We start from the raw sequence: 26062 nt of genomic DNA, 5'->3' as shown, positions 1-26062 counted from the left end.
GGTGCTCAGAAGGTGACGTCGGAGCAGGCGTAGAACGCGTTGCCCGTGTCGGCGATGGTCCACACCGCGAGGATGACGTGGTGACCGCTCAGGCCGGACGGCAGGGTGCCGCTGTGGCTGAGGGTGGCCGGCGGGCGCTGCCCGTTGTACGGCACCGTCAGGAACGGGGTGAGGTTGAGGTCCGAGCGGGACAGGGCGTGGTTCTGGTTCCAGCCCGGCTTGGTGACGTAGTACTTGAAGTCCGTCGTCGCGTGCATGGCGGTGAACTGCCAGCGGAACGTGTACGACTGACCGCCGGTCACCCGGGTAGTGGGCCAGGCCGCGCCGGACGGTGTCTTCGGTGCGCTGAGCTGGGCGAACTGCCCGAGGCCGCCGTTGCAGAGCTGGCCGTCGGCGGGTCCGCCGGCCGGGAAGCCCTTGGGGCCCTCGACGCTCTGCGGCTCCCACTGGATCGAGCCGCAGTTCGTCACGGTGCCGTTCTGGCAGAGCTTCTGTCTGCTGATGGGGAGGTCGGTGTAGCCGTGCCCGCTGGCGCCGCCGGCGGAGAGCGCGAAGGCTCCGGCGGTCGCCAAGCCCAGCACGACTGCGGTCAACTTGGTCTTGGTGCGCATGCTGCCGCTCCTGGAGAACGTGGGGGATGTTCACTGAGCTGAGCTGAGCCGTGCAGTAGGTCTAGACCAAGTCACAGATTATTGCCGTACCTTGAACATGTCCAGACCAATCCCCAGGCCCGTCACACGCGCTCCCCGCGCCCCGAGCAGAACGCCACCGTCAGGTCCCGGACGAGCACCTTGCGCTCGTAGTCGTCGAGTTCGACCAGGCCGCGCATGGTCAGCCGGGTCACCGTGTCCTCCACCGAGTCCACGACCGAGTTGAGCATCCCGGCCCGCTCCCGGGCGTCCAGCGCCGCGATCCGGCGCCGGTCCATCGCGGCGGCCACCTCCGGGGCGTACTCCACCCGGACCGGCTGCGCCGAGAACACCTCAAGGCCGATCGGCGCCGCGTCCGCCACCACCAGCCGGGTCAGCGCCTCCCCGGCCGCCGCCACGCCGCCGCCCGCCCCGGCGGGCATGTCCACCGGCACCCGGGCCAGCGCCGCCTCCACGCACTCCCGCAGATAGGTCTCGTGGTCGTCGATGCCGAGCACGGCCCGCGCGGTGTCCCGCACCCGCCACACCACGAGCACCACCACCCGCAACGCCACCCCGTTGGCGTCCGCCGCCGGCATCACCTCGCTGCGCCAGTGCCGCAGCCGCACATCCACCCGGCGGCGGCGCAGCAGCGGGTTCACCCAGAGCAGGCCGGTGCGCCGGACCGTCCCCCGGTAGCGGCCGAACAGCCCGAGCAGCCGTGCCTGTCCGGTGCGGCCCCGGGCCAGCCCGCCCAAGCCGAGCGCACCGAGCGCCCCGGACCCGGCGAACGCCGCCCACTGCGCCGGACCGAGCCCGGCGCCGGTGTACGGCGGCAGGCGCAGCGCCCCCGCGGCGAGCGGCGGCAGGACGCCCGCCCACCACGAGGTGACCAGTCCGCCCACGAGCCCGCCCGCGCCGGCCAGCACCCCGGCCAGGCCGGGCAGCACCCGCGCCGGACGCTCCGCCAGTTCCGGATCCAGGCGCGGCGCCGTCCGGCTGCGGGCCTGGACGGGGCGCCGGAACCGCGGCTGCTCGCCGGTGCCCTGCCGGCGGCCCACCACCGCGGGCCGCACCGGCACCGACACCGCCTCCGGTTCGTCGCGGAACAGCAGATGGACGGGGATCTCGGTGGTCGCCTCGTTCTGGATCAGCCGGGCCGGGCGGGTGGCCGTGCCACCTGCCGGGCGCCCCGCGCTCTCCGGCTGCTCCTCGGACTCCGACGTGTGTGACGTGGTCGTACTCATGCGTGCTCCAGCCTCCGCGCCAGATGCGTCATGACAGTGAGTAAGGGTGGGACGGGCACGGTCGGGACGGACCGCGGGAACGGGACGGCAGGGACAGCGGGAGTACGGAACCTAGGAGAACAGGCGGCGCCAGGTCTCCGGGCCCGGGTAGCCGTCCGCGGCCCCGCCGCGCCAGCCCTGGCCGCGCTGGAAGGCCTCCACGGCCCGCCGGTCCGCGTCGCCCCAGCGCGGACCCGGACCGGTGGGGTAGAAGCGGCCGAACCCCTTCTTCACCAGCCGCTCCCCCAGTTCGGTCACGTACGGGTTGACCTCGCCCGGGCGGAACCGGGCCCGGCCGGGGTAGCCGGGCACCCCGTGCGAGGCGGGCCGGGACGGGCCCGCCCGGCCGGTGACCGGCCGCGGCGCCTTGTCGTCGCTCGCCGCCTGCGCACCCGCGGTGTCGGCGACGACGCCCTTGTAGCGGTAGGGGACGTACTTGGAGGCGTTGCTCCAGTAGGGGTACGGCGTGGCCTGGCTGCGGGCGTGCGGGGGTGTCTGCTCGTAGACCGTGTAGTAGGTGTGCGTGTGGTCCGTCCAGCCGCCGAAGAGCACGACGTGGGAGCCGCGCTCGGGGTCGTCCGGGTTGTGGAAGAGCAGCATGTCGCCGGGCAGCAGCTCCTCCTTGGTGATCTTGACGCCGTACTGGTCGAGGCTGCCGGTCCACTCGTTGGAGCCCAGCCCCCACGCCATGGACACATATCCCGAGCAGTCCTGCCGGTAACCGTCGGTCCAGTAGTCCTCCATGCTGTACGGCACCTTCGCGGCCACCCAGACCTTCGCCCGGTTGATGATCTGGGTCCGGGTGGCGGGGGGCGGCGTGGCCGGAGGCGTGGTGGCCGGATCGGGCAGGGGCCCGGCCGGCCCGTGCAGCGGTGACTTGGCACCCTGCGGGGTGGCGGGCTCACCGTCCCCGGGGTCACCGGGGCGGGGCGGGGACTGGGGCGCGGTGAGAGCGGCTGCCGGGGTGAGCGCGCCGAGGGCGGCGGACGCTGCGGCGGCCACGATCACCACCCCCCGGGCCGCCAGGTGGCCGCCGAAACGCCCGGACAGCGGGCGGGAGCCGGCCCGCCGCACATGGACGCAGGCCGGGCAGTCGCAGTCGCGCCCGGGGTCGACCTCTTCGAACGCCGGAGCCGTCATGCGATCTGCCTCACATTCGGGGTGGAAATGTCCGCCACTGTGCACGTTGATCAGTTTCACAACTGTCGTCACACTGCGCATGTTGACGGTCCGAATGATGTACATCCCGTATGACCGGCTCCCCCGTGCGCAGCACATGGCCGGGAGCACCCGCGCCGGTCGGGTAGAGTTCTGTCGTCAGCAGGCGCCGCTAGCTCAGTTGGTTAGAGCAGCTGACTCTTAATCAGCGGGTCCGGGGTTCGAGTCCCTGGCGGCGCACTATGACGATGGCGAGGAGTGTTCGCGTGAAGCGCGAACCACCTCGCCATCTCTGTTTCCGCGCGACTTCGCCACGCGCCGCGGGGGCTCCGCCACCCGCCCCCCTGACCGCGGTGACCGGCGTCCTGGGCCGGAACCCGGCCGTCCCCCCGATTGGCCGGATACCCTCTCGTCATGGCAGCCCGGGACCTGCAGGAGCGGATCAAGAAGCTCATCGTCGACCGACGGCTGCCCCCGGGCGCCCCGCTGCCGACCGAGCCCGAGCTGATGGAGTTCCTCGGGGCGAGCCGGAACTCGGTGCGCGAGTCACTGAAGGCGCTGCAGGCGATGGGCATCGTGGAGATCAGGCACGGCTTCGGCACCTACGTGGGCCCCATGTCGCTCGCCCCCATGATCGAGGGGCTCGCCTTCCGCACGGTGGCCGGGCACTACCGGGGCGAGGACTCCCTGCTGCAGCTGCTGGAGCTGCGCGAGGCCGTCGAGACCGGACTGGTGTCGCGGCTGGCCGGGCGCCTGCCGGAGTCCGACCTCGTTGAACTGGACGCCCTCGTCACCCGTATGGAACAGGAGGCCGCCGAAGGGGCGGGCCTCGCCGAGACCGACCGCGCCTTTCACGCCACCCTCTACCGGGGGCTGGACAACGTACTGCTGAGCGAGCTGCTGGAGGCGTTCTGGGAGGCCTTCCACCGCGTCCGACGGGATCTGCTGGAGGTGCCGCAGGACCCGCGGGTCACCTGCCGGCAGCACCGGGAGATCCTGGAGGCGGTCAGGTCCGGCGATTCCGTGCGGGCGGAGGAGGCCATAAGAGACCACTTCGGCCATATCCGCGCCCGGCTCTCCCCCATCGGCGCACCCGAGCCCCCCGAACACCACCCGCGCCACAATCAACGGGTTTGACCGGTAAACTCCACGTTTCCCGTCTTGCGATCACGCTGGACGCCGTAGAACCCTGGTTGTCACCAGGTCGCGTCTTCGCGGCAGTTGGGGGGAAGCAACCGGTTGCCTGCCGGCGGGGAGGGGGCCCCGCTCAGTGAGCCGATGCCGAGGGGGGCATCATGCAACCGGAAGGTCGTGATCCCGTGTCTATAAGGTGTGCAGGACATGGTGACTGCGACCCACCACTATGTCCGCCTGTGACGGCCGAGGGGACCCCGACCGGGCGGTAAGAACCGACGAAACACGCGGTGACTCGCGTGCAGGGGGATGACTCATGACGTCCACGCCGACGGGCGCCGGGCAGAGCCACGAACAACACAACGACCCGTCACAGACCACACAGCTTCGTGCGGTGACGCATCGGACCGGCCAGTTCCGCCGAATAAAGAAGAGCCTGCCCAGATACGACTACGAGCACTACAGCCGCCTCTCGGGTCCCCTCACCCAGCCCGACCCGGCGAAGCCCTACCAGGTGCAGTACCGTTCGCTGCTCTCCCAGGAGCCGCACCGCGTACGGGCCGCGCTCATGCTCGGCGCGGCCCCGGTGCTCTCGCTGGTGCTGCTGTTCTGGCTGCTCCAGCCGGAGCACTGGACCGAACGCGACTATCCCGCCTACGACTTCCTGCCCGCGCTGGACATCGTGATGCTGGTCGCGATCGGCCTGATCGAGTTCTTCCGCTGTATGAACGTGCTGTCCAACGCGCACGCCACCCTGGTCGCCCGCGACCCGGTCCCGGTGGTGCCGGAGACCGGCACGCGCGTCGCGTTCCTCACCTCCTTCGTGCCCGGCAAGGAGCCGCTGGAGATGGTGACCAAGACGCTCGAGGCGGCCGTGAAGCTCCGTCACCGGGGCCTGATGCACGTCTGGCTGCTGGACGAGGGCGACGACCCGGCCGTCAAGGAGGTCTGCGCCAGGCTCGGCGTCCGCCACTTCTCCCGCAAGGGCGTCGCCCGGTGGAACCAGGCCAAGGGCCCGCACCGCGCCAAGACCAAGCACGGCAACTACAACGCCTGGCTGGAGGCACACGGCGGCGACTACGACTTCTTCGCCTCCGTCGACACCGACCACGTGCCGCTGCCCAACTACCTGGAGCGGATGCTCGGCTACTTCCGCGACCCGGACGTCGGCTTCGTCATCGGCCCGCAGGTCTACGGCAACTACGACACGTTCGTCACCAAGGCGGCCGAGTCGCAGCAGTTCCTCTTCCACGCGCTCATCCAGCGGGCCGGCAACCGCTACGGCGCCCCGATGTTCGTGGGCACCTCGAACGCCGTGCGCATCAAGGCGATCAAGCAGATCGGCGGCCTGTACGACTCGATCACCGAGGACATGGCCACCGGATTCGAGATGCACCGCGCCACGAACCCGGCCACGGGCCGCAAGTGGAAGTCCGTGTACACCCCGGACGTGCTCGCGGTCGGTGAGGGGCCCAACGCCTGGACGGACTTCTTCACCCAGCAGATGCGCTGGTCGCGGGGTACGTACGAGACGATCCTCAAGCAGTACTGGAAGGGCTTCTTCACCCTGCCGCCCGGCAAGCTCTTCAACTACACGATGATGATCATCTTCTACCCGATGTCCGCCCTCAACTGGATCCTGGCGGCGCTGAGTTGCGCCCTGTTCCTGGGAATGGGCGCCTCGGGTGTGAACATCGACCCGACCGTGTGGCTGATGCTCTACGGCAACGCCTCCGCGCTCCAGATCGGCCTGTACATCTGGAACCGCCGGCACAACGTCTCCCCGCACGAGCCGGAGGGCTCCGGCGGTGTGGCCGGCATGGTGATGTCGGCGCTGTCCGCGCCGCTGTACGCCAAGGCGCTGATCGACTCGGTGCTGCGCCGCAAGAGCAAGTTCGTGGTCACGCCCAAGGGCGACTCGGCGAGCCCGGACACCTGGTTCGGCACCTTCCGGTACCACTGGTACTTCATCGCGATCTTCGGCGGCTCGATCGTCGCCGGACTCGCCCTCGGGCACTCCCACCCGGCGATGATCACCTGGGCCTCGTTCGCCCTGCTCATCACCGCGACACCGGTCTTCGTCTGGCGCCATGAGCTGCGGCAGCAGAAGAACGGGCCCCGGCACGCCGCCGGTGCGCCGGCGCCCGTCCCGGCGGCCGAGCCGCAGGACGCGGTGCCTCCGCGGTACGCGGCCCAGGTGCCGCCGGTCCCGCAGCAGCGGACCGGCCACGCCGGCCCGGCCGCGGGCAACGACCAGACCATGCAGATCGCCCTTGGTGGACTTGGGGGACGTAAGGAATGAAGGACCAGGCCGGCCGCCGCCGTGCTCGTCGACTCGCGATAGGCACGGCGGTGGTAGTCGCGCTGGCCGGGATGAACGGGCCGTGGCTCTACCGCTTCGGAACCGAGCAGTACCACCAGTACAAGATCAACAAGCCGGAGTACAAGGCCTCCAACGGCAAGTGGGACATCGTCGAGTTCCCACCGGAGTACCGGCAGGACACCATCCACGCGGCACTGCTGCACACCGGCAAGGTGCTGCTGGTCGCGGGTTCGGGCAACAACCAGGACAACTTCGACAAGAAGCAGTTCGACACCCGGATCTGGGACCCGGTCAAGGGCACGATCAAGAAGATCCCCACGCCCACCGACCTGTTCTGCACCGGGCACACCCAGCTCGCCAACGGCAACCTGCTGATCGCGGGCGGCACCAGGCGGTACGAGAAGCTCAAGGGCGACGTCACCAAGGCCGGCGGCCTGATGATCGTCCACAACGAGAACCCGGACAAGCCGATCACGCTGCCCGCGGGCACCCGGTTCAGCGGCAGGACCAACGGCAAGACCTTCGTCTCCAAGGACCCGGTGCTGGTACCCCGCGCGAAGAAGGTGTTCGATCCGCAGACCGGTGTCTTCCTGCGCAACGACCCGGGCCTGGGCCGCATCTACGTCGAGGCGCAGCGCAGCGGCACCAAGTACGAGACCGGCACCCAGGACAACTACCGGATCCAGGGCCTGAGCGGAGCCGACGCGCGCAACACGTACGGCATCGCGCAGAAGCTCGCCCTCGACAAGAAGGACTTCCAGGGCATCCGCGACGCCTACGAGTTCGACCCGGTCGCCGAGCGGTACATCAAGGTCGACCCGATGAACGAGGCCCGCTGGTACCCGACGCTCACCACCCTGTCCGACGGCAAGGTCCTCAGTGTCTCGGGGCTGGACGACATCGGCCAGCTGGTGCCGGGCAAGAACGAGGTCTTCGACCCGAAGACCAAGAAGTGGTCGTACACCTCGAAGCTCCGGCAGTTCCCGACGTACCCGGCGCTGTTCCTGATGCAGAACGGGAAGGTCTTCTACTCGGGCTCCAACGCGGGCTACGGACCGGACGACGTGGGCCGCAAGCCCGGTGTCTGGGACGTGGGCACCAACAAGTTCACCAAGCTGCCTGGGCTCGGCGACGCCGACCTGATGGAGACGTCCGGGACGGTGCTGCTGCCTCCGGCCCAGGACGAGAAGTTCATGGTGGTCGGCGGTGGCGGGGTCGGCGAGTCGAAGCTGTCCAGCAGGAAGACCCGGCTGATCGACCTCAAGGCGAAGAATCCGAAGTTTGTGGACGGGCCGGAGCTGGCGAAGGGCACCCGGTATCCGCAGACCTCGATCCTGCCCGACGACACCGTGCTGGTGTCCGGCGGTTCGGAGGACTACCGGGGGCGCGGCGACTCCGACATTCTGCAGGCCCGGATGTACCACCCGGACAGCAACAGCTTCACCGAGGTCGCCGATCCGCTGGTGGGCCGCAACTACCACTCCGGGTCGATCCTGCTGCCGGACGGACGGGTGATGTTCTTCGGGTCCGACTCGCTGTACGCGGACGCGGCCGACACCAAGCCCGGCAAGTTCGAGCAGCGGATCGAGATCTACACCCCGCCGTACCTGTACCGGGGTTCGCGGCCGTCGCTCAGCGGGGGGCCGCGGACCATCGCGCGGGGCGCCTCGGGGACGTTCACCTCGGCGCACGCCGCCGGCATCAAGAAGGTGCGGCTGATCCGGCCGAGCGCCTCGACGCATGTGACGGACGTGGACCAGCGGTCCATCGCGCTGGACTTCACCACGTCCGGCGACAAGATCACCGTGACGGTGCCGAAGAACCGGAACCTGGTGCAGTCCGGCTGGTACATGCTGTTCGTGGACGACGACCAGGGGACGCCCAGCAAGGCCCAGTGGGTCAAGGTTCCCTGACCGGGGTTCCGCGGGCCCGGAAGGTACGCAGCCGCGTTCCTCGGCTTCGAAGGGGAGCCCTCCGCACGGGAGGGCGCCCCTTCCGCTCGCTACCGCTTGCCCGCCCCGGCCAGCCCGAGGGCGTAACCGGCCCACCACTGGCCCGCCTTCGGGCCGCCCTTGCAGGTGCCGTCCGACTCCCCCGGGCGCTTGACCCACAGATAGGCGTCGACCAGCGGGTCGTCCGTCCTGGTCGTCGGGGTCCGGCCCAGCCCCCGGCCGGGCGGGTTGCACCACCGCTGGGCCGGATCGCCGCCCGTGTAGGGGCCGTTGCCGTTGCGGCTGGTGTCGACGACGAAGTGCTTGCCGCCCACCTTCGCCGAGAGCTGCTTGCCGTAGGCGATGGAGTCCTCGGTGGAGTAGAAGTTGGAGACGTTGACGGCGAACCCGTCGGCCTGGTCGACGCCGGCCCGGCGCAGGGGCTCGAAGATCTGGTCGGGGTGGCCCCAGCCGGCGTTGCCCGCGTCCAGGTAGACCTTGGTGTTCTTCAGCGACTTCAGCTTGGCGACGGCGCCCTTGAGCAGGTCGTAGCGCTCCTCGTGGACCTCGTCCGGGGTGCAGCCGTCGACGAGGTGCAGGACGGCGTCGGGTTCGAGGACGACGGTGGCGGTGCGGTCGCCGATGCCCCGGGCCACGCCGTCGATCCAGGCGCGGTAGCCGTCGCCGTCGGTGGCGCCGCCCTGGGAGTACTGGCCGCAGTCGCGGTGCGGGATGTTGTAGAGGACGAGCAGGGCCGTGCGGTCGGCCTTCTCGGCGGCCTCGGTGAAGCCGCGGGCCTCCTGCTCGGGGTTCTCGGGGCCGATCCACTCCCCGGTCGGCTGCTCGGCGATCCGCCGGATCCGCTCGGCCTCGGTCTTCTTGCCGGCCTTCTCGTAGGCGGCGAGCTGGCGGGCCGCGTTGCCGTCCGGGTTCACCCAGTACGGGTCGGCGGACTTGGGCCGCTGGCCGATGTCCGACTTCGCGTCGTCCGCGCCGTCCCCGCCGGACGAGCAGCCGGCGAGCAGCAGTGCCGCCCCCAGCACCGCCGCGGACGCCCGTACCCGAGCTCGTGCCGCGATGCGGGCCCCCCTGCTGTCGTGCATGCGATTCCCCCCTGGGCGCATCGTTCCGAGTGCCAATCGTGGCACACCGCCGCGACGGGTCACGAGGTCGCTCGGGGGCTGTGGGGCGGGGGTTCAGGGGCGCACTCGGGTGGGGGATCCGGCGGTCAAGGGCCGGTGCCGGTCAGGTACGCGGACACGATCACGTTGGCCGTGTAGCTGCGGCTCGCCCGGTCGAAGGCGCCGCCGCAGGTGATCAGCCGGAGTTCGGCGCGGCCCTGTTTCCGGGGCCCGTAGGCCGTCCTGGCGTCGAAGTCGTCGCGGGGCAGGACACGGACGTCGTCGATGGTGAAGCGGGCGACCCGGCCGTCCGCGCGGACCACCCGGACCGTCTCACCCGGCTTGAGCGTGCCGATCTTGTAGAAGACGGCGGGCCGGGTCTCCGTGTCGACGTGTCCGACCAGCAGCGCGGTCCCCACCGCGCCGGGCTTGGTCCCCGAGCCGTACCAGCCGACCACTCCCGGCTGGTCGAACGGCGGCGGCTCGATGGCGCCCCGCGCGTCCAGCCCCCGGGGCACGACCGGTGCGGTGACGGCCAGTTGGGGGATGTCGAGGCGCTGCGGGACCGCGGCCGTGAGCGGCTCGGCCGCGGGCGGCAACCGGACCGCCTCGGCGCGGCCGATCCCGGCCACATCACTGGTGGCGGGCCCCTCCGGGCTCCGCGGTACGCCGGTGACGCCCCGCCCCCACAGCCACAGCCCGAACAGCAGCAGCGTCCAGGCCAGGACGGTGACCAGGCGTCCGGTGGCGGAGCTGTGCCCGTACTCGTCCGACATGGCCGCTGCCCGCGCTCAGTCCGTGCCCGGGCTCCGGCGGGCCCTGCGCAGCCCGACCGCGGCCGCGGCGACCCCGGCGAGGGCCAGGCCGGTCACCGCCTGCCCGGCACCCGGGCCGGACCCGTCGGTGGCCACCGTGGCGAAGTGCGCGGTGCCGCCACCGCCCGCGGCGACCGGCGCGACGGGCGAGGCGGCCGTGGTGAGCGCCCCGGACGGGCCGGTGGGCTGCCCGGTGTCGCCGGTGGCGTCCCCCTGCTGCTGCGCCAGGCCCGTGCCCGTGCGCCCGATGGTGATCCTGCTGTTGAGCGCCACGTCGGCGCAGGTGACCCGCACGTCGTAGACACCCGGCGCGACCGAGGCGCGTACGCGGGTGTCGCCGCTCAGGATGCCCATGTTGGACGTCAGCCGGGCGTCGGCGACGAAGGCCTTCGAGGCGGCGACGGCACGCGCCGCACTGCAGCCGCGCACTCGCAGCGACACATCGGTGCCGGGGGCCGGGGAGACCGGGGTCACGGAGACTTCCTGGCCGCCGTCGGCCGTCAGGGAGTTCCCCTGGCCGCCGACGGCGGCGCAGGCGGCCGTGGTGAAGGCGGTGATGGCGAGCAGTCCGGCACAGAGAGTCCCGGTACCGAGAGTGAGGCGTTGTGAGCCCATCGTGAACCTCCAGATACTGGGAGGCTCCCCCGTACCGGGTGCCTCCGCATCCTCGGGAGGCACCCGATTACTCCAGACGGGTGGCGTCGGACGGAGCCCTCAGACGAGGTCGACCACGTCCGCGATGGAGTCGACGACCTCCGAGGGACGGAAGGGATAGCGGTCGACGTCATCGGGCTGCGTGACACCGGTCAGCACCAGGAAGGTGCGCATCCCGGCCTCCAGGCCCGCCAGGACGTCGGTGTCCATGCGGTCACCGATCATCGCGGAGGTCTCCGAGTGCGCGCCGATCGCGTTGAGCCCGGCGCGCATCATCAGCGGATTGGGCTTGCCGACGAAGTACGGCTTCTTGCCGGTGGCGGCGGTGATCAGGGCGGCGACCGAGCCGGTGGCCGGCAGGTCGCCGTCGGTCGAGGGGCCGACGTTGTCGGGGTTGGTGGCGATGAACCGGGCACCGTCGTTGATCAGCCGCACGGCCTTGGTCAGGGCCTCGAAGGAGTACGTGCGGGTCTCGCCGAGTATCACGAAGTCGGGCTCGTGGTCGGTGAGGATGTAGCCGATGTCGTGCAGCGCGGTGGTCAGGCCGGCCTCGCCGATGACGTAGGCGCTGCCGCCGGGCCGCTGGTCGTCCAGGAACTGGGCGGTGGCCAGGGCGGAGGTCCAGATGTTCTCCACCGGCACGTCCAGGCCCATCCGCCGGAGCCGGGCGTGCAGGTCGCGCGCGGTGTAGATGGAGTTGTTGGTGAGCACCAGGAAGGGCCGCTCGGAATCGCGCAGCTTCTTCAGGAAGGCGTCGGCACCGGGGATCGGAACCCCCTCGTGGATCAGGACGCCGTCCATGTCGGTGAGCCACGACTCGATGGGCTTGCGGTCTGCCATGCGTTTGCGTCTCCTGACGTGCGTACGGTCAAGAACGGGGGCGCCGGAACCACGGCGTACCGACGCCACCAGCCTAATCAGATGGCCGGGATCTTGACCCGGGCAGGTCGCAGGTCAGTTGAGCGGGGGAGGCGGAACCGCCCTCAGCGGCGCCGGCGGGCCAGCAGGAAGGCTCCGCCGCCGACGACGAGGAGCACGGTGACGGCCGCGAGCAGCCCATGGGCGAGCCCGGTCCCGGTCCGCGCGAGCTCCCGGGCCCGCTCGCCGGCCGCTTGCGCGGCCTCGGTGAAGGGCAGCGCGCTGGTACCCGGATCGGCACCGCCGGGCGTCGGCCGGGGCTCGGTGCCGGTGCCGGTGCCGGTGCCGGTGCCGGTCGAGCTGACGGGGGTCGCCGCCGCCCCGGGACTGGCACTGCCGTCGGGACTCGCCGTACCGCCCGGACTCGCGCTGCTGTCCGGACCGGTGGTCGCGTCACCGTCTCCCGGCGTCCGCGTCCCGTCCCCTTCCTGTCCCGGGTCCCGCTCCTCGTCCTGCTGCCGCCCGTTCCCCCCGCCGTCGACGGTGAAGCGGTAGTCGTTGGACTCGCCGACCCAGTCGCCGTCCGCGCCCCGGCGCTGGACGACGGCGGCGTTCGCGGTGATCCGGTCGGGCGCGGTGTCGGAGGTGAGGGAGAGCCTGAGCTTGACGGTGACGGTCTTGCCGGGCGGCACGGTGAACCCGTCGAATCCCTCCGCGTCCAGCACGCCGACCAGCTCCTGGGCGTCGGTGCTCTCGAAGCCGACGGGCAGGGTGCGGGTGCCGTCGTAGAACTCCAGCTGGGGCTGGGACGGCTTCAGGGCGCGCTTGTCGTCGACGAGCACGACGACCGGGTGGAGGTCGGTGCAGGTCCGGCCGGTCGAGTTGGTGAGGTCGAGGTACCAGGTGCCGAATCCACCGCCCGCCTCGTAGGCGCCGGGCCCGCCGTGGATGCGGGTGGCCAGCGGAAAGGCACGGTCGCCGGACACCGCGCACGTGGCGTCCGCCTGGGCAGCGGCCGACGGCACGGGCACGAACACGGCGCCTGCGGCAAGACCCAGGGACAGGGACAGGCACGCACACAGTCGCATAAACACATGACTATCCCGGAAGGCCCCGCCAACCCCGTCCCGCCACTCCGCAACCCCGCCCGAATGCCCTTCAGCTTCACCCGGCTGCGGGCACCGGGCCCGCCCCGGCTGCGGGCACCAGGCCCACGTGGTCCGGGCACCGGCCCCGCCGTAGCTGCGGGCATGCGTGCCGCTTGGCTGCGGGCACGCGCGCCTCCCCCAGTGCCTCAAGGGCCTGGGGGGACCCCCAGGGCGGCACGGGTGGGCGATGGGGGTCCCCCCGCTCGAGCGAAGCCGAGAGTGGGGGAGGCACCCCGCGAGCCCCGCAAGCGCGGGCAAGCGAAACGCGTCCCGGCCGGCACCAACACCGGGCACCTACAAGCGCGGGCAACCGAGACCCCCCGGGCCGGCACCAACACCGCCCACTCCGAAGCACCGCCGACTGCAACGCCCCCGCACCCCCCTACCCCACCACCCGCCCGAACACCGGCGCCAACAACAACTGCGCAGCCCCCTCAGCCACAACCCGCTCCCCACCGACAACCCGCACCGGCACACACCCCCCGGCCACCCCCTCCCGCCGAGCCCGAGCAGCCAGCACCTCCGCGACCCCCTCCACGAACACCTCAGGCGCCGCCGTCACGGTCCGGCCCCCGAGCAGCACCAGGTCGATGTCGAGCAGCCCGGCCAGGTTCCCCGCCCCCACCCCCAGCACCCGCGCCGCCTCCCGCACCTCACCGCGCGCCACGGCCCCCAGGCACAGCACCTCCACACACCCTCGGTTCCCGCACTCGCACGCGGGCCCGTCGAGCTGAACGACCTGGTGTCCGAACTCCCCCGCCCCGGTCCGCACGCCCCGGTGCACGTTCCCGCCGATCACCAGCCCCGCCCCCAGCCCCGTACCGAGATGCAGATACGCGAACGAGCCGCCGCCTTCGCCCCCCTCGCCCGCACCACCGCACACACCCACCGACAAGCCCAGAGCCGCCGCGTTCGTGTCCTTGTCCACCACCACCGGCACCCCCAGCCGCTCCACCAGCGCGTCCCGCAGCGGAAACCCGTCCCACTCCGGGAACCCGGTGACCCGGTGCAACACCCCCCGCGCATGGTCGAGCGGCCCCGGCAGGGCCACGCCGACCCCGAGCAGCGAGCCGACACCGGCGAGCCCCCCGGGGAGGCCCCCGGAAGCTCCGTGACCTCCCAGCGCCTGCGCCACCAGCCCCGACACCTCCCCCGAGACCACCCCCAGCACGGCCCGCGCCCCGCCCCCGAGGTCCAGCGCGGCGCGCCGCTCGCCCACCACGGCCCCGTCGAGATCCACCAGCACCGCCCGCAGCTCGTCCCGGTCCAGGTGCACGCCCACCGCGTGCCCCGCCTCCGGCACCAGCCGCAGCACGGTGCGCGGCTTGCCCCCGGTGGACGCCCGGCGCCCAGCCTCCGCCGCGAATCCCGCTTCCCGCAACCGTGCGGTGATCTTGCTGACGGCCTGCGGGGTCAGCCCGGTCCGCTCGGCCAGCTCCAGCCTGCTTATCCCCGCCGTCCCGGCACCGCGCAGCAGATCCAGCACCAACGCGGTGTTGTGGGACCGCACCGCGAACAGGTTCGCTCCGACCGGTCCGCTCTTCGTCCTGCTCACGCTGTTCACGCCGCCCATCCCCCCATTGTCCTCGCCGCTTGCACTTTGGCAACAGCGTTGCGAAAGTAGAAGGCATGACTGGTACCCCCCTCCGCGTCGGCCTGATCGGCTACGGCCTCGCAGGCTCCGTCTTCCACGCCCCGCTGATCGCGGCCACCGAGGGCCTCACCCTGGACACGGTGGTCACCTCGAACCCGGAGCGACAGGAGCAGGCCCGCGCCGAGTTCCCGGACGTCCGTGTCGCAGGCACCCCCGAGGAGCTGTTCGGCCGCGCCGGTGAGCTGGACCTGATCGTCATCGCCTCCCCGAACAAGACGCACGTCCCGCTGGCCACCGCCGCCCTGGAGGCGGGCCTGCCGGTGGTCGTGGACAAGCCGGTCGCGGGCACGGCGGCCGAGGCGCGGGAGCTGGCCGCTCTCGCCGAGGAGCGCGGTCTGCTGCTGTCGGTCTTCCAGAACCGCCGCTGGGACAACGACTTCCTGACCCTGCGGGCCCTGCTGGAGAAGGGGGAGCTGGGTGACGTCTGGCGCTTCGAGTCCCGCTTCGAGCGCTGGCGCCCGCGCCCGAAGGGCGGCTGGCGCGAGTCCGGCGACCCGGCGGAGATCGGCGGTCTGCTCTACGACCTCGGCAGCCATGTCGTCGACCAGGCCCTGGTCCTCTTCGGCCCGGTCACCGAGGTGTACGCCGAGACGGACATCCGCCGCCCGGGCGCGGAGACCGACGACGACACCTTCATCGCGCTCACCCACGCGAACGGCGTCCGCTCCCACCTCTACGTCTCCGCGACCACGGCCCAACTCGGCCCGCGCTTCCGGGTCCTGGGCTCGCAGGCCGGCTTCGTCAAGTACGGACTGGACCCGCAGGAGGCGGCCCTGCGCGCGAACGAGCGCCCCCGCACCACCACCGACTGGGGCACGGAACCCGAGTCCCTGTGGGGCCGGCTAGGTGCCGGTGAGTCCCCGATGACCGGCGGTGGCCGCCCCGTACCGACCCTCTCCGGCGACTACCCCGCCTACTACGCGGCCGTGGCGGCGGCCCTGACCGGCGCGGGCCCCAACCCGGTGCCCGCCCTCGAAGCGGCCGCCGCCCTCGACGTACTGGAGGCGGCCCGCCGGTCCGCCCGCGACAAGGTGACGGTGACCCTCTGATGCACGAGCCCAAGATCACCCCGAAGTTCGCCCCCGAGATCACCCCGAGCGTGGAGGAGCTGGAGGCGCAGGAACGCCGCTTGGTCTTCCGGCAGTTCACCTACGACGACGCGTGGGCGCTCGGCTCGCTGCTGGTCGAGCTGGCCCGGGAGCGCCAGGCCCCGGTCGCCATCGACATCCACCGCGCCGGCCAGCAGCTCTTCCACGCGGCCCTGCCCGGCTCCACGCCCGACAACGACGCCTGGATCCTCCGCAAGCGCCGGGTGGTGGAGCGCTACGGCGCCTCCTCGTACCTGGTCGGCGCCCGCTTCCGGGCCAAGGGCACGACGTTCGAGGAGTCCTCCCGCCTGGACGCCGACGCCTACGCGGCGCACGGCGGTTCCTTCCCGGTCAACGTCGAGAACGTGGGCGTCATCGGCACGGTGACGGTCTCCGGCCTGCCTCAGCTCCAGGACCACCGGTTCGTCGTGGAGGCGCTGGAGCAGTTCCTCGGCCGATAGCCCGTCGGCGGGATTACCGCGCGGCTCCCTCCGGTTGGGACCGACGTGCACGATGATCACGGCACGCCACCCATCCGGAGGGAAGTGACCCGATGAGCGAGTCGACGAACGACGCGAGCACCGCCAAGGAGACCGTCGGCAGGTACGGCGTCTGGAGCGTGGGCCTGCGCTCGGAGGACCCGGCCCTGCGCAGCGAGATCGCCGAGGCCGCCGCGGAACTGGAGCAACTCGGGTACGGGGCGGCCTGGCTGGGCGGCAGCAGCGCGCCCCGGCACGCCCTCCCGCTCCTGGAGGCGACGTCCCGGCTGGCCGTCGGCACGAGCATCCAGAGCATCTGGCAGTACGAGGCCGAGGAGAGCGCGGCCGCCTTCGCCGAGGTGGAGTCGGCCCGTCCCGGCCGCTTCCTGCTCGGCCTCGGCGTGAGCCACGCCAAGCTCGCGGAGCAGTACCGGCGGCCGTACTCCGCGCTGGTTGCCTATCTGGACGCGCTGGACAAGGCCGGTGTCCCGGCCGGGCGGCGGGTCCTGGCGGCCCTCGGCCCGAAGACGCTGGAGCTGTCCCGCGACCGGGCGGCGGGCTCGGTCCCCTACCTCGTCACCCCCGAGCACACCGCCCGGGCCCGCGAGATCCTGGGAGAAGAGCCGTTGCTGGCACCGGAGTTCAAGGTGGTCCTGGAGACGGACCCGGCCAAGGCCCGCACCCTGGCCCGCGAGCATCTGGCGATGTACCTGGCGCTGCCCAACTACACCAACAACTTCCAGCGACTGGGCTTCACCGAGGCCGATCTGACCGCGGGCGGCAGCGACCGCCTGATCGACGCCCTCTACGCCTGGGGCCCCGAAGACCGCATCCGCAGCCGGATCACCGCCTTCCACGAGGCGGGCGCCGACCACGTGGCCCTCCAGATCGTCGACGGCGGCGACCGGGACGCCCTCCCCCGCGAGGCCTGGCGCCGCCTGTCCGACCTCCTGCGATAACCGCAGCACCCCCAAACGGACGCGGCTCAACCTCAGGCGCCCCGCAAGGGGCGCGGGGAACTGCGCGACCAGCCACGAACCCACCCGCAGCCGCAAAACCAACCGCAGTCCCCCCGCCCCCCAGCGGAGCGCCTACGCGTCCTTCAGTTCCTGCCGCTGCCGCCCCAACCCCTCGACTTCCAGCTCCACCACGTCCCCGGCCCGCAGGAACGGCTTCGGGTCGGGCTGCCCCAGGGCGACCCCGGCCGGGGTACCGGTGTTGATGACGTCACCGGGGTACAGCGTCATGAACTGGCTGACGTATCGCACCACTTCCCCCACCGGGAAGATCTGCTCGGCCGTGGTCCCGTCCTGCTTCAGCTCACCGTTGACCCACAGCCTCAGCCGGAGCGCCTGCGGATCCGGGACCTCGTCCGCCGTCACCAGCCAGGGGCCCAGCGGGTTGAACGTCTCGCAGTTCTTCCCCTTGTCCCAGGTGCCGCCCCGCTCGATCTGGAACTCCCGCTCGGACACGTCGTGCGCCACCGCGTATCCGGCGACATGCGCGAGCCCCTCCTCGGCCGACTCCAGATAGCGGGCCGTACGCCCGACGACGACGGCCAGCTCCACCTCCCAGTCGGTCTTGCCGGACCCGAGCGGCACCAGCACGGTGTCGTGCGGCCCGACGACCGTGTCCGGGGCCTTGAAGAAGATCACGGGCTCGGTGGGCGGCTCCGCGCCGGTCTCCCGGGCGTGGTCGTGGTAGTTGAGCCCGATGCACACGATCTTGCCGATCCGGCCGAGGGGAGGCCCGATCCGCAGCCCCGCCGCGTCCAGCACGGGCAGCTCACCGGCCTCGGCCGCCGCCCGGATACGGCCGAGCGCGCCGTCGTCGGCGAGCAGCGCGCCGTCGATGTCGTCCACGATCCCCGACAGGCCGCGCAGGGTTCCTCGGGCGTCGAGCAGCGCCGGGCGCTCCGCTCCGGCCGTACCGACTCGCAGCAGCTTCATGGTCACCATCTCCCTCGATCGCGGGCGCCCGGCGGATGGGTGCAGCCATCGCAGGACTGGTCGATCCTCCAAGTCCCCTGTCCAGTCCACAAGACCCTGTTCAGGTACTGGACCGTAGCCCCGGCCCGCGCCGCGCCGCCGCTCACCGGTACAGCGCGGCCCGTTCCAGCACGCTCCAGGTCGCGCTGGTGACGACGTACAGCGCGGCCGCGAGCGGTACGACCGCCACGGTGACGAGCGTGAAGAAGGACATGAACGGCATCACCTTGCCGACCGCCGCGAGTCCCGGCACCTGCCCGCCGTCGCCGGCGGCCACCGTGACCGGGTTCTTCGCCGCCATCTGCTTGGTGCGCCGGTAGTTGAAGACGGCGACGGCCGCGACGAGGACGAAGAGAGCGAGATAGACGAGTCCGGCCGGCCCGAACACGCCGCCGCCGGCGAGGGCGTCGGTCCAGCGGCCGCCGAGCGGCGCGGCGAGCAGCGAGTGCGTGAGCAGCCCGTTGCTCTCGCCGCCGATCGAGGTGTTCGAGAACAGGTGGTAGAGGAGGAAGAAGGCGGGCAGCTGGAGCAGGCTGGGCAGGCAGCCGGAGAGCGGCGAGACCTTCTCCTCGGCGTGCAGCTCCAGTACCGCCTTCTGCAGCCGCTGCGGGTCCTTGTCGTGCTTCTCGCGCAGCTCGGCGATCCGCGGCTGGAGTTCCGCGCGGGCGCGCTGGCCACGGGCGGTGGCCCGGGACAGGGGATGCACGAGCAGCCGTACCAGAGCGGTGAACAGGACGATCGCGGCGGCCGCGGCGGAGGCGTGGAAGAGCGGCTGGAGCAGGTCGGCGAGCTGCTCGACGAGGCGGGCGAAGACGGACATGGGTGGACCCTTCGGAGCGGGATGCGTCGGTGCCGGTGTGACCGGAGTGGGCAGGCGGCATGACGACCCGCGCGAGGGCACCGGTGGGGACCGGCGGTCTCGTCGGTGAAGGTGAAGAGGGTGCCCTACGCGCAGATCGTCGCGAGGGCGTGCCCGGGGGCCCGGGGCCGGCGGCGTCCCCGGGCGTCGGGGTCGCGCTGGGGCAGGAAGGCCGTACGGCGGGCCCGGTCGCGTATCGCGGTGCGGACCCGGTGGCGCGGGACGGAGGGCGCGCAGCGGCCGGCGAGCATCGCGCAGGCGGCGAGCGCGGACCCGGCGGCGGCCGTCGCGGCGAGGGCGACGGCGGCGGACAGGCTGCCGGTGTCGAGGAGCGCGGCCTGGAGCAGGAACAGATGTACCAGGACCAGCAGAAGGGCGACGGGAGCGGGCGGACGCGCGACGCGGCTGCGGCTGCGGCTGATCACGACACCCCCTGTCTCCCCTGCCGGGGCCGTTCCCCGGCCCCTCATCGTCACAACGCCCGCACCGCCCACAATGGTTCCGCACTCGCGGAACTTGGCGGAACGGGCCTCCGGGACGGCAGCGGACCTGCGGGGCGGGCGGCTTCGGGAATAGCCTGGGAGAAGAGCGGCACGGGGACCGAAAGGGCCCTCCCGACGCATTTCACCGGGGGACATGGAACCGGGGGGACGTGACGAGGGAGGCGGAAGCCATGCCCTGGAATCTGAACGGCACGTATCTGGAGAGCTGCAACTGCGACGTGGTGTGCCCCTGCACCACCTCGGGCCTCACCGCACCGGCCGACCACGAGCGCTGCCAGGTGACCTTCGCGTTCCACGTGGACAGCGGGAACGTGGACGGGGTGGACGTCGCCGGCCGCAACGCCGCCGTCTTCATCGACGCGCCCCGGGTCATGGCCGACGGCGGCTGGCAGGTGGCGCTGTATCTCGACGCCTCGGCCGACGACGGCCAGGCGGAGGCGCTGGGCAAGGTCTTCTCCGGTCAGGCCGGCGGGCCGATGGCGGCGCTCACCCCGCTCATCGGCGAGGTCCTCGGAGTGGAGCGCGTCCCCATCGACTACCGCGACGACGGCCGCCGCCACGCCGCGCGGGTGGGCGACGCCATCGACATCGAGATCGAGGACCAGGTCGCGCCGCAGTTCGGCGAGGACGGCCCCGTGATGGGCCTGACCGGCATGTTCCACCCGGTGAACAGCACGCTGACCATTGCCCGGTCCAGCCGCGCGACGGGCAACGACGTCTACGGCCGGTCCTGGGACTTCTCCGGCGGCAACGGCCACTCGGCGCCCTTCACGTGGTCCGCGTGACCGGTCGGCCCGTCGCCGTCCGCCGCGGCGCGGGGCCCGCGGGACTGCTGTTGGTCGCGGCGGCCGCCGCCTGGGTCTGGATGGTGACGCGCTGGGGCGGCACGCAGGCGATGCCCGGGACCATGGGTGTGGGCCTGCCCGGCTTTCTCGCCGTGTGGACGCTGATGATGGCGGCCATGATGCTGCCCGCCACGGCGCCCGTCGCCGGGCTGTACGCGCGCACCATCACCGTTCACCGGGCGCCGCGCATGGTCGTCTTCACCGTCGCCTACCTGCTTGTCTGGGCCGCGGCCGGGCTGCCGGCCTACGGTCTGGCCGCCGCCCTGGGCCGGGTGACGAGCCTGCCCGCCATGGCGGGGACCGTCGTGGCCGCGGCGGTCTTCGCGGTGAACGGCGTCTACCAGCTCACGCCTCTCAAGGACCGCTGCCTGGCGAGGTGCCGCTCGCCGATCGGGATGATGCTGCGCTACGCCTCGTACCCGCCACCTTCGCGCGACCTGCGGGCCGGACTCCACCACGGGGCCTTCTGCCTGGGGTGCTGCTGGTCGCTGATGGTGGTACTGGCGGCCTTCGGTGTGATGAACCTGTGGGCCATGGTGGTCCTGGCCGCCGTGATCTCCATCGAGAAACTGGCCCCGGCCGGCCACCTGATGGCCCGCGCCGTGGGCGTCGCCTCGCTCGCGCTGGCCGTCGCCGTCTTCTGGGTTCCGGCGCTGGCCCAGACCCTCACAGGTGGCGGCATGACCGGAATGTGAGGAGGGCCGCGCCCGCCGGGAAACCGCGTACTCCACCTGTGTCACCGGTCGGCAGTACGGTGTCACCCATGCGCCCCGACACGCCTGCCGAGAACGTCGACCACACCGCCGAAGCGGCACGCCTGGAGCGGACCGCCGGCCTGTACCCCGAGGACACCGAGGCCCTGCTCCTGCGCGCCGCGGCCCATCTGGAACTGTCCGGCGACCGCCCCGCCGCGACGACGCTCTACGACCGTCTGCTGTCCTCCTCCGACGGCCTGGAGAATCCCCACCTCGTCCGCGCCCTGAAGGCCTCGAACCTGTGGGAGTACGACCACGAGGCGGAGGCCAGGGCGATCATCGACGGCATCCGCGCGTCGGCGCCCCGCGACCCCGCCCCCTGGGTGATCGTCGCCGAGTCCCTGGAGTCGCACGACGAGCTGGAGGCGGCGGAACAGACCTTCACACAGGCGGCGACCCTCCTCCTGCCGGACGGCACGGAACCCCCGTACGGCACGCACCCCCTCCTCTACGGCCGCCACCGCGTCCGCCGCATGCTGGGCCTGCCCCACGACGACTGGGACACCCTCGCGGACAGCCTCCACGCCTCCCCGGTCTCCCTGGACGAACTCCACGACCCGAAGCGGGTCTGGTCCCTGGGCTCGGACAACCCGGCGGAGCTTGCCGCCGAGATCTCCCGCCTCAACGCCGAACTGGGCGCCTACCGGGAGGCCCTCTCCCGCCCGTTCCCGGTGGCCGTCCTGCACTGGCCGGCCCCCGAACTGACGGAACTGCTGGCGGCCTACGCCGGCCTGGCGGCGGAGTACCCCTCCCACGACGCCCACCTGGCGACCATAGAGGCCTCCCTGCGCGAACTGGCGTCCTCGGGCACGCCCAACCTGGGCATCGTCACCGGCACGGTCCCGTCCTACGAGGCCTTCGCCGCCTCCGAGGGCTCGAGCCCGTCCGACGCGACCCTCCTCCCCCAGTACGCCACGACCCTCGCCGCGCGCGGCCGCGCCGTGGCCTGGCCGCCGCAGCGCACAGCACGCTGCTGGTGCGGCTCGGGGCGGGCGTACGGGGACTGCCACGGAACGCCGGCCCCCGTGGCAGCCGTCTAAAGGGCTGGACTCACTGGACTCAACAGAACGAGGCGGAGGGGGGCGGCCGGCCATGCCCCAACCCTGGCCCACCATCTCCCTCCTCTTCGCCGCCCTCTGGACGTTCATCGGCGCCCACGGCACACACGCCGCCCTGCGCGCCCACCGGTCCCTGGGCCGGCTCGGCGTGCGGGGCGTCCAGACACGGGGCGAGGTGGCCAACTCCCCGCGCCGCGTCGGCACGTCCTACCACCCGCCCCAGATCCGCTACCAGGCCCCGCCCCCGGGCAACCCCACAGCCCCACCCACCCAGACCTACCGCCAGGTCCCCCTGAACCCCGAATCCCCCAACGCCCTGTACCGCGGCACCCCGGTCATCCTCCGCTACGACCCGGAGGACCCGCGGCGCGCAGTGGTGGTCCGCACGGCCAAGGCGTACTCGCCTACTGCGAACTTGGTGTGGTGTGCGCTTTCCGTGATGTTTGGGGTTGGTTTGGGAGTTCTCTCCCTGCTGTAGCCGAGGACTTCTGTCAGTGCCCCCTGTTAAAACAGATGCACATTGAAAGTGGTCGAGGGGGTCAAGGTGGCGGAGCCGGGGGGACAGACGCAGCCGGTCGCTGGCGTGTACGAGCAGCTGATCACCGAGGAGGTGAGCGAGGCGCTGGGACAGCTCGAGACCATGGGGTGGAAGGCCGTCGACGCGGAAGTCAGCGCGGAGTCGACACCCCATGTGCTTGCCCGGCACATCGGTGAGGTGGTCGCTCGCAGGCTCAATCAGCTCCCGCCCGCCCAGCAGGTTCGGTTCGCCAACCAGATCCTGACGTCCCTGAGTACTGCTACTCCTGAGCACGACGCATCCGAACCGGTCAGCACGGTCGCAGAAGGCCCAAGGCAGTTGCTCGCCCTAGCGAAGCAGGAGGCGCCGGGCGCGTACGCGATCCGGCCGCTCACCCCGCTCTCCGAGACATCACTGCTCACGAACTCGCCGGACGATCTCAGTCTGGGTTCGGAGCTGCGGGCCGAGCTCGCCACGGCCGACCGCATCGATCTGCTCTGCGCCTTTGTGAAGTGGTACGGCATCCGGGTTCTAGAGGACGCCCTGCGTGCCGCCAAGGAGCGCGGCGTACCGATCAGGGTCATCACGACCACGTACATGGGCGCCACCGACCGCCACGCGCTCGACCGGCTGGTGCGCGACTTCGGTGCCACCGTCAAGGTGAACTACGAGATCCGGTCCACCCGCCTGCACGCCAAGGCGTGGCTGTTCCGGCGCAGGACGGGCTTCGACACGGCGTACGTCGGCAGCTCGAACCTCTCCAGAGCCGCACTGCTCGACGGCCTGGAGTGGAACGTCCGTCTGTCCTCGATCGCGACACCCGCGGTGCTGGACAAGTTCGAGGCGACCTTCGACGCGTACTGGAACGACACGGCCTTCGAGACGTACCACCCCGATCTGCACGGTGAGCGCCTCGACGGAGCACTGGCTCAGGCAGGCGGCAGCACGTCCGCCACCGACCTGAAGATCAACCTCTCCGGCCTGCAGGTGCGGCCCTTCCCGCATCAGCGGGACATGCTCGAGCGGCTCACCGTCGAACGGGAGATCCGAGGGCGGCACCGGAACCTGCTGGTCGCTGCGACCGGCACGGGCAAGACCGTGATGGCAGCCCTGGACTACCGGAGCCTTTGCGGACAGTTGAGAAGCGATCGGCCGAGGCTGCTGTTCGTGGCCCACCGTAAGGAGATTCTTCGGCAGTCGCTGCGCACCTATCGAGAGGTCCTGGACGACGCCTCGTTCGGCGAACTGCTGCACGCCGGCACTGAACCACGCACCTGGGAGCACGTGTTCGCTAGTGTCCAGTCACTCAACGTCTCAAGGCTTGAGCAACTGGCAGCCGAGCACTTCGACATCATCGTCATCGACGAGTTCCACCACGCCACCGCCACCACGTACCGACGGGTCATCGACCACTTCACTCCTCGGGAGCTGCTGGGCCTCACCGCAACGCCCGAGCGGATGGACGGGCGAAACGTGCAGGACGAATTCTTCGACGGCCGGATCGCCGCCGAAATGCGGCTGTGGGAGGCCCTGGAGAACGACCTGCTCTGCCCCTTCCACTACTTCGGCATTCCGGACGGTACGGATCTGACGAACCTTGGCTGGCAGAAGGGCGCGTACGCCGACCAGGAACTAGGCAACCTCTACACGGGCAACCACGCCCGTGCCCGGATCGTGGTGAAGCAGATCCGGGACAAGGTCTCCAACCCCGGCGCCATGAGGGCACTGGGTTTCTGCGTCACCAAGGCGCACGCTCACTTCATGGCGGACTTCTTCCGCCAGGCCGGTTTCCAGGCCATAGCGCTCGACAGCGACTCCCCTGGCGAAGTGCGCGCCCGAGCCCTCTCCGAGCTGCGGGAGGGAAAGCTGCAGGTGATCTTCTCGGTAGACCTGTTCAACGAAGGGCTGGACATCCCTGACGTGGACACTCTGCTCCTCCTCCGCCCCACGAACAGCGCCACAGTCTTCCTCCAGCAGTTGGGGCGAGGACTGCGGCGCACCGAGACGAAGCCCGTGCTCACCGTCCTCGACTTCATCGGGCAGCACCGCGCTGAGTTCCGCTTCGAGGAGCAGTTCCGGTCTCTGACCAACCTCTCACGGAACCGGCTCGTCGATCACATCGAGCACGACTTCCCGCAGTTGCCGTCCGGCTGCCAGATCATCCTGGAGGGCAAGTCCAAGGACCTCGTCCTGGACAACATCCGCACGCAACTGCGCGCCACCGTGAAGACGCTGGTGAAGGAGGTCAAGGCGTACAGCACCCCTCGTCTCGCCGACTACCTCCGGGAGAGCCGCCGGGACATCAAGGAGCTCTACAAGAGTGACAACTCATGGACTTCCGTCCTTCGGCAAGCCGGGCTGATCACTGAGGACTCATCACCAGGAGAGGCGGCACTGCTCAAGCGGGTCCACGCGTTCCTCCACATCGACGACCCGGAGCGGGCCTCGGCCTATCTCAGGCTCCTCGAAGACGGCTTCCCGGCCTACGAGGAGCTGACTCCGACCGATCAGTCGTACGCCCGCATGCTGTTCTTCAACCTGTGGGACAACGCAGGCGGATTCACCAGTTTCCAGGAAGGCCTTGAGTCGCTGCGCGCTCAGCGGGCGTTCCGCGACGAGCTGCGGCAGGTGCTGTCGCATGTCGTGGAGCAGGCGGACCACGTTCCCATTCCGCTGTCCGGCCGTCTCAGCCGTGTTCCGCTGAGGATCCACAGCGCGTACAACCGCTCCGAAATCCTTGCCGCCCTCGGAGTGGCCCGCTTCGGCGGGCAGATGCCGCGATCCTTCGCCAAGGGCGTGGAGTGGGTAGAGGAACTGCAGGCGGACGCCTTGCTCATCACGCTGGACAAGAACGAGAAGGACTTCTCACCCACCGTCCGCTACAAGGACTATGCGCTGAGCCCGACGCTCTTCCACTGGGAGTCCCAGAACGCGACGGCGGAGGACTCCCGTGCCGGCCTGCGGTACCGGCAGCACAAGCAGCGCGGAAGCCACGTCCTGCTGTTCATGCGCCGCTACAAGAACACCGACATAGGCAAGCCCCAGCCGTGGATGCTCCTCGGCCCGGCCACCTACGAGAGTCATACCGGCAGCAAGCCGATGGCGATCACCTGGCGCCTGGAGCACGACCTTCCGGCGGACGTCTGGACCTATTCGGCAGTCGCCACCGGATAGGCCCCAGCGCGGCCAACTCGCAGGAGCAGCGGCGGATGACCCGGCTGCACCGCCAACCGGCCGGGTTCGGCCTGCCCGCGTCTCG

23 protein-coding genes and 1 tRNA gene are annotated in these 26062 nt (G+C 71.2%); 12 read left to right on the top strand and 12 right to left on the bottom strand.

What is annotated here, in order from left to right:
• Nucleotides 1–5: 5 nt before the first annotated feature.
• From ABZ478_RS00705 to ABZ478_RS00695, 3 genes are all read right to left on the bottom strand, one after another.
• Nucleotides 6–611 (bottom strand): lytic polysaccharide monooxygenase, encoded by a 606-nt coding sequence (locus ABZ478_RS00705; RefSeq protein WP_359544341.1) that lies wholly within the window; start codon nucleotides 609–611, stop codon nucleotides 6–8.
• 122 nt (nucleotides 612–733) lie between these two features.
• Nucleotides 734–1876, bottom strand: coding sequence for an SPFH domain-containing protein (locus tag ABZ478_RS00700; RefSeq protein ID WP_359544340.1), 1143 nt, complete (start codon nucleotides 1874–1876; stop codon nucleotides 734–736).
• A gap of 111 nt (nucleotides 1877–1987) precedes the next feature.
• Nucleotides 1988–3055 carry a peptidoglycan-binding protein gene (locus ABZ478_RS00695; protein ID WP_359544339.1) on the bottom strand — a complete coding sequence of 356 codons (1068 nt, stop codon included), beginning with the start codon at nucleotides 3053–3055 and terminating at the stop codon, nucleotides 1988–1990.
• Nucleotides 3056–3239: 184 nt separating this feature from the next.
• Here ABZ478_RS00695 and ABZ478_RS00690 point away from each other — a divergent pair.
• The 4 genes from ABZ478_RS00690 (at nucleotide 3240) to ABZ478_RS00675 (ending at nucleotide 8443) form a co-directional block, all read left to right on the top strand.
• A tRNA-Lys gene (locus tag ABZ478_RS00690) sits at nucleotides 3240–3313 on the top strand.
• A gap of 174 nt (nucleotides 3314–3487) precedes the next feature.
• Nucleotides 3488–4210: a FadR/GntR family transcriptional regulator gene (locus ABZ478_RS00685; RefSeq protein WP_359544338.1), complete on the top strand. Its 723-nt coding sequence runs from the start codon at nucleotides 3488–3490 to the stop codon at nucleotides 4208–4210.
• A 313-nt stretch (nucleotides 4211–4523) separates the two neighbouring features.
• On the top strand, nucleotides 4524–6509 hold the full coding sequence (locus ABZ478_RS00680; RefSeq protein WP_359544337.1) for a glycosyltransferase family 2 protein: 1986 nt from the start codon (nucleotides 4524–4526) through the stop codon (nucleotides 6507–6509).
• On the top strand, nucleotides 6506–8443 hold the full coding sequence (locus ABZ478_RS00675; protein WP_359544336.1) for a kelch motif-containing protein: 1938 nt from the start codon (nucleotides 6506–6508) through the stop codon (nucleotides 8441–8443). The genes ABZ478_RS00680 and ABZ478_RS00675 overlap by 4 nt, the downstream gene beginning before the upstream one ends.
• 89 nt (nucleotides 8444–8532) lie before the next feature.
• On the opposite strand, the gene ABZ478_RS00670 is transcribed toward ABZ478_RS00675, so the two are convergent.
• The 6 genes from ABZ478_RS00670 to ABZ478_RS00645 form a co-directional block, all read right to left on the bottom strand.
• Complete coding sequence (locus tag ABZ478_RS00670; protein ID WP_359544335.1) at nucleotides 8533–9564, bottom strand: glycoside hydrolase family 6 protein; 1032 nt, start codon at nucleotides 9562–9564, stop codon at nucleotides 8533–8535.
• 125 nt (nucleotides 9565–9689) lie between these two features.
• The gene (locus ABZ478_RS00665; RefSeq protein ID WP_359544334.1) at nucleotides 9690–10358 is read right to left on the bottom strand and encodes a class F sortase; all 669 of its coding nucleotides are present in this window, start codon (nucleotides 10356–10358) and stop codon (nucleotides 9690–9692) included.
• Between the two features lie 15 nt (nucleotides 10359–10373).
• Entirely contained in the window at nucleotides 10374–11012 is a 639-nt protein-coding gene (locus ABZ478_RS00660; protein WP_359544333.1) for a hypothetical protein, read from the bottom strand.
• A gap of 99 nt (nucleotides 11013–11111) precedes the next feature.
• Complete coding sequence (locus ABZ478_RS00655) at nucleotides 11112–11891, bottom strand: HAD-IIA family hydrolase (protein WP_359544332.1); 780 nt, start codon at nucleotides 11889–11891, stop codon at nucleotides 11112–11114.
• A gap of 143 nt (nucleotides 11892–12034) precedes the next feature.
• Nucleotides 12035–12997 carry a hypothetical protein gene (locus tag ABZ478_RS00650; RefSeq protein ID WP_359544331.1) on the bottom strand — a complete coding sequence of 321 codons (963 nt, stop codon included), beginning with the start codon at nucleotides 12995–12997 and terminating at the stop codon, nucleotides 12035–12037.
• Between the two features lie 442 nt (nucleotides 12998–13439).
• Nucleotides 13440–14630 carry an ROK family transcriptional regulator gene (locus tag ABZ478_RS00645; protein ID WP_359544330.1) on the bottom strand — a complete coding sequence of 397 codons (1191 nt, stop codon included), beginning with the start codon at nucleotides 14628–14630 and terminating at the stop codon, nucleotides 13440–13442.
• Nucleotides 14631–14686: 56 nt separating this feature from the next.
• Between ABZ478_RS00645 and ABZ478_RS00640 the strand changes: the two genes are divergently transcribed.
• From ABZ478_RS00640 to ABZ478_RS00630, 3 genes are all read left to right on the top strand, one after another.
• A complete protein-coding gene (locus ABZ478_RS00640; protein WP_359544329.1) occupies nucleotides 14687–15760 on the top strand; it encodes a Gfo/Idh/MocA family oxidoreductase in 1074 nt (357 codons plus the stop codon).
• Nucleotides 15760–16260, top strand: a complete 501-nt coding sequence (locus tag ABZ478_RS00635; RefSeq protein ID WP_359544328.1) for a heme-degrading domain-containing protein — start codon at nucleotides 15760–15762, stop codon at nucleotides 16258–16260. Before ABZ478_RS00640 ends, ABZ478_RS00635 begins: the two co-directional genes overlap by 1 nt.
• A gap of 92 nt (nucleotides 16261–16352) precedes the next feature.
• A complete protein-coding gene (locus tag ABZ478_RS00630) occupies nucleotides 16353–17237 on the top strand; it encodes an LLM class F420-dependent oxidoreductase (protein ID WP_359544327.1) in 885 nt (294 codons plus the stop codon).
• Between the two features lie 132 nt (nucleotides 17238–17369).
• Here ABZ478_RS00630 and ABZ478_RS00625 read toward each other — a convergent pair whose 3' ends face one another.
• The 3 genes from ABZ478_RS00625 to ABZ478_RS00615 all read right to left on the bottom strand — a co-directional run bounded on the left by ABZ478_RS00625 (nucleotide 17370) and on the right by ABZ478_RS00615 (nucleotide 19550).
• On the bottom strand, nucleotides 17370–18227 hold the full coding sequence (locus ABZ478_RS00625; RefSeq protein ID WP_359544326.1) for a fumarylacetoacetate hydrolase family protein: 858 nt from the start codon (nucleotides 18225–18227) through the stop codon (nucleotides 17370–17372).
• Nucleotides 18228–18369: 142 nt separating this feature from the next.
• Nucleotides 18370–19086, bottom strand: a complete 717-nt coding sequence (locus ABZ478_RS00620; protein WP_359544325.1) for a YidC/Oxa1 family membrane protein insertase — start codon at nucleotides 19084–19086, stop codon at nucleotides 18370–18372.
• 125 nt (nucleotides 19087–19211) lie between these two features.
• Complete coding sequence (locus tag ABZ478_RS00615) at nucleotides 19212–19550, bottom strand: DUF6412 domain-containing protein (RefSeq protein WP_359544324.1); 339 nt, start codon at nucleotides 19548–19550, stop codon at nucleotides 19212–19214.
• 248 nt (nucleotides 19551–19798) lie between these two features.
• Here ABZ478_RS00615 and ABZ478_RS00610 point away from each other — a divergent pair, with 248 nt between their 5' ends.
• The 5 genes from ABZ478_RS00610 to ABZ478_RS00590 all read left to right on the top strand — a co-directional run bounded on the left by ABZ478_RS00610 (nucleotide 19799) and on the right by ABZ478_RS00590 (nucleotide 25977).
• Nucleotides 19799–20413: a DUF1326 domain-containing protein gene (locus ABZ478_RS00610; protein WP_359544323.1), complete on the top strand. Its 615-nt coding sequence runs from the start codon at nucleotides 19799–19801 to the stop codon at nucleotides 20411–20413.
• Nucleotides 20410–21168, top strand: a complete 759-nt coding sequence (locus ABZ478_RS00605; RefSeq protein ID WP_359544322.1) for a DUF2182 domain-containing protein — start codon at nucleotides 20410–20412, stop codon at nucleotides 21166–21168. Before ABZ478_RS00610 ends, ABZ478_RS00605 begins: the two co-directional genes overlap by 4 nt.
• Before the next feature lie 68 nt (nucleotides 21169–21236).
• Entirely contained in the window at nucleotides 21237–22268 is a 1032-nt protein-coding gene (locus ABZ478_RS00600; protein ID WP_359544321.1) for an SEC-C domain-containing protein, read from the top strand.
• Nucleotides 22269–22320: 52 nt separating this feature from the next.
• Complete coding sequence (locus ABZ478_RS00595; RefSeq protein WP_359544320.1) at nucleotides 22321–22764, top strand: DUF3592 domain-containing protein; 444 nt, start codon at nucleotides 22321–22323, stop codon at nucleotides 22762–22764.
• 66 nt (nucleotides 22765–22830) lie between these two features.
• The gene (locus ABZ478_RS00590; protein ID WP_359544319.1) at nucleotides 22831–25977 is read left to right on the top strand and encodes a DUF3427 domain-containing protein; all 3147 of its coding nucleotides are present in this window, start codon (nucleotides 22831–22833) and stop codon (nucleotides 25975–25977) included.
• Nucleotides 25978–26062 lie beyond the last annotated feature (85 nt).

Origin of the sequence: Streptomyces sp. NPDC005706 (assembly GCF_040631045.1) — a bacterium.
Lineage (GTDB): Bacteria > Actinomycetota > Actinomycetes > Streptomycetales > Streptomycetaceae > Streptomyces.
The sequence above is the reverse complement of the archived record's forward strand: the minus strand, read 5'-3'. Positions and strand labels throughout refer to the sequence as shown.

Coding starts and splice junctions, on each gene's coding strand:
- ABZ478_RS00600 (WP_359544321.1), top strand. CDS start 21,237: ATGCGCCCCGACACGCCTGCCGAGAACGTCGACCACACCGCCGAAGCG.
- ABZ478_RS00610 (WP_359544323.1), top strand. CDS start 19,799: ATGCCCTGGAATCTGAACGGCACGTATCTGGAGAGCTGCAACTGCGAC.
- ABZ478_RS00680 (WP_359544337.1), top strand. CDS start 4,524: ATGACGTCCACGCCGACGGGCGCCGGGCAGAGCCACGAACAACACAAC.
- ABZ478_RS00695 (WP_359544339.1), bottom strand. CDS start 3,055: ATGACGGCTCCGGCGTTCGAAGAGGTCGACCCCGGGCGCGACTGCGAC.
- ABZ478_RS00685 (WP_359544338.1), top strand. CDS start 3,488: ATGGCAGCCCGGGACCTGCAGGAGCGGATCAAGAAGCTCATCGTCGAC.
- ABZ478_RS00635 (WP_359544328.1), top strand. CDS start 15,760: ATGCACGAGCCCAAGATCACCCCGAAGTTCGCCCCCGAGATCACCCCG.
- ABZ478_RS00665 (WP_359544334.1), bottom strand. CDS start 10,358: ATGTCGGACGAGTACGGGCACAGCTCCGCCACCGGACGCCTGGTCACC.
- ABZ478_RS00630 (WP_359544327.1), top strand. CDS start 16,353: ATGAGCGAGTCGACGAACGACGCGAGCACCGCCAAGGAGACCGTCGGC.
- ABZ478_RS00660 (WP_359544333.1), bottom strand. CDS start 11,012: ATGGGCTCACAACGCCTCACTCTCGGTACCGGGACTCTCTGTGCCGGA.
- ABZ478_RS00670 (WP_359544335.1), bottom strand. CDS start 9,564: ATGCACGACAGCAGGGGGGCCCGCATCGCGGCACGAGCTCGGGTACGG.
- ABZ478_RS00645 (WP_359544330.1), bottom strand. CDS start 14,630: ATGGGCGGCGTGAACAGCGTGAGCAGGACGAAGAGCGGACCGGTCGGA.
- ABZ478_RS00620 (WP_359544325.1), bottom strand. CDS start 19,086: ATGTCCGTCTTCGCCCGCCTCGTCGAGCAGCTCGCCGACCTGCTCCAG.
- ABZ478_RS00625 (WP_359544326.1), bottom strand. CDS start 18,227: ATGAAGCTGCTGCGAGTCGGTACGGCCGGAGCGGAGCGCCCGGCGCTG.
- ABZ478_RS00705 (WP_359544341.1), bottom strand. CDS start 611: ATGCGCACCAAGACCAAGTTGACCGCAGTCGTGCTGGGCTTGGCGACC.
- ABZ478_RS00595 (WP_359544320.1), top strand. CDS start 22,321: ATGCCCCAACCCTGGCCCACCATCTCCCTCCTCTTCGCCGCCCTCTGG.
- ABZ478_RS00655 (WP_359544332.1), bottom strand. CDS start 11,891: ATGGCAGACCGCAAGCCCATCGAGTCGTGGCTCACCGACATGGACGGC.
- ABZ478_RS00640 (WP_359544329.1), top strand. CDS start 14,687: ATGACTGGTACCCCCCTCCGCGTCGGCCTGATCGGCTACGGCCTCGCA.
- ABZ478_RS00650 (WP_359544331.1), bottom strand. CDS start 12,997: ATGCGACTGTGTGCGTGCCTGTCCCTGTCCCTGGGTCTTGCCGCAGGC.
- ABZ478_RS00700 (WP_359544340.1), bottom strand. CDS start 1,876: ATGAGTACGACCACGTCACACACGTCGGAGTCCGAGGAGCAGCCGGAG.
- ABZ478_RS00675 (WP_359544336.1), top strand. CDS start 6,506: ATGAAGGACCAGGCCGGCCGCCGCCGTGCTCGTCGACTCGCGATAGGC.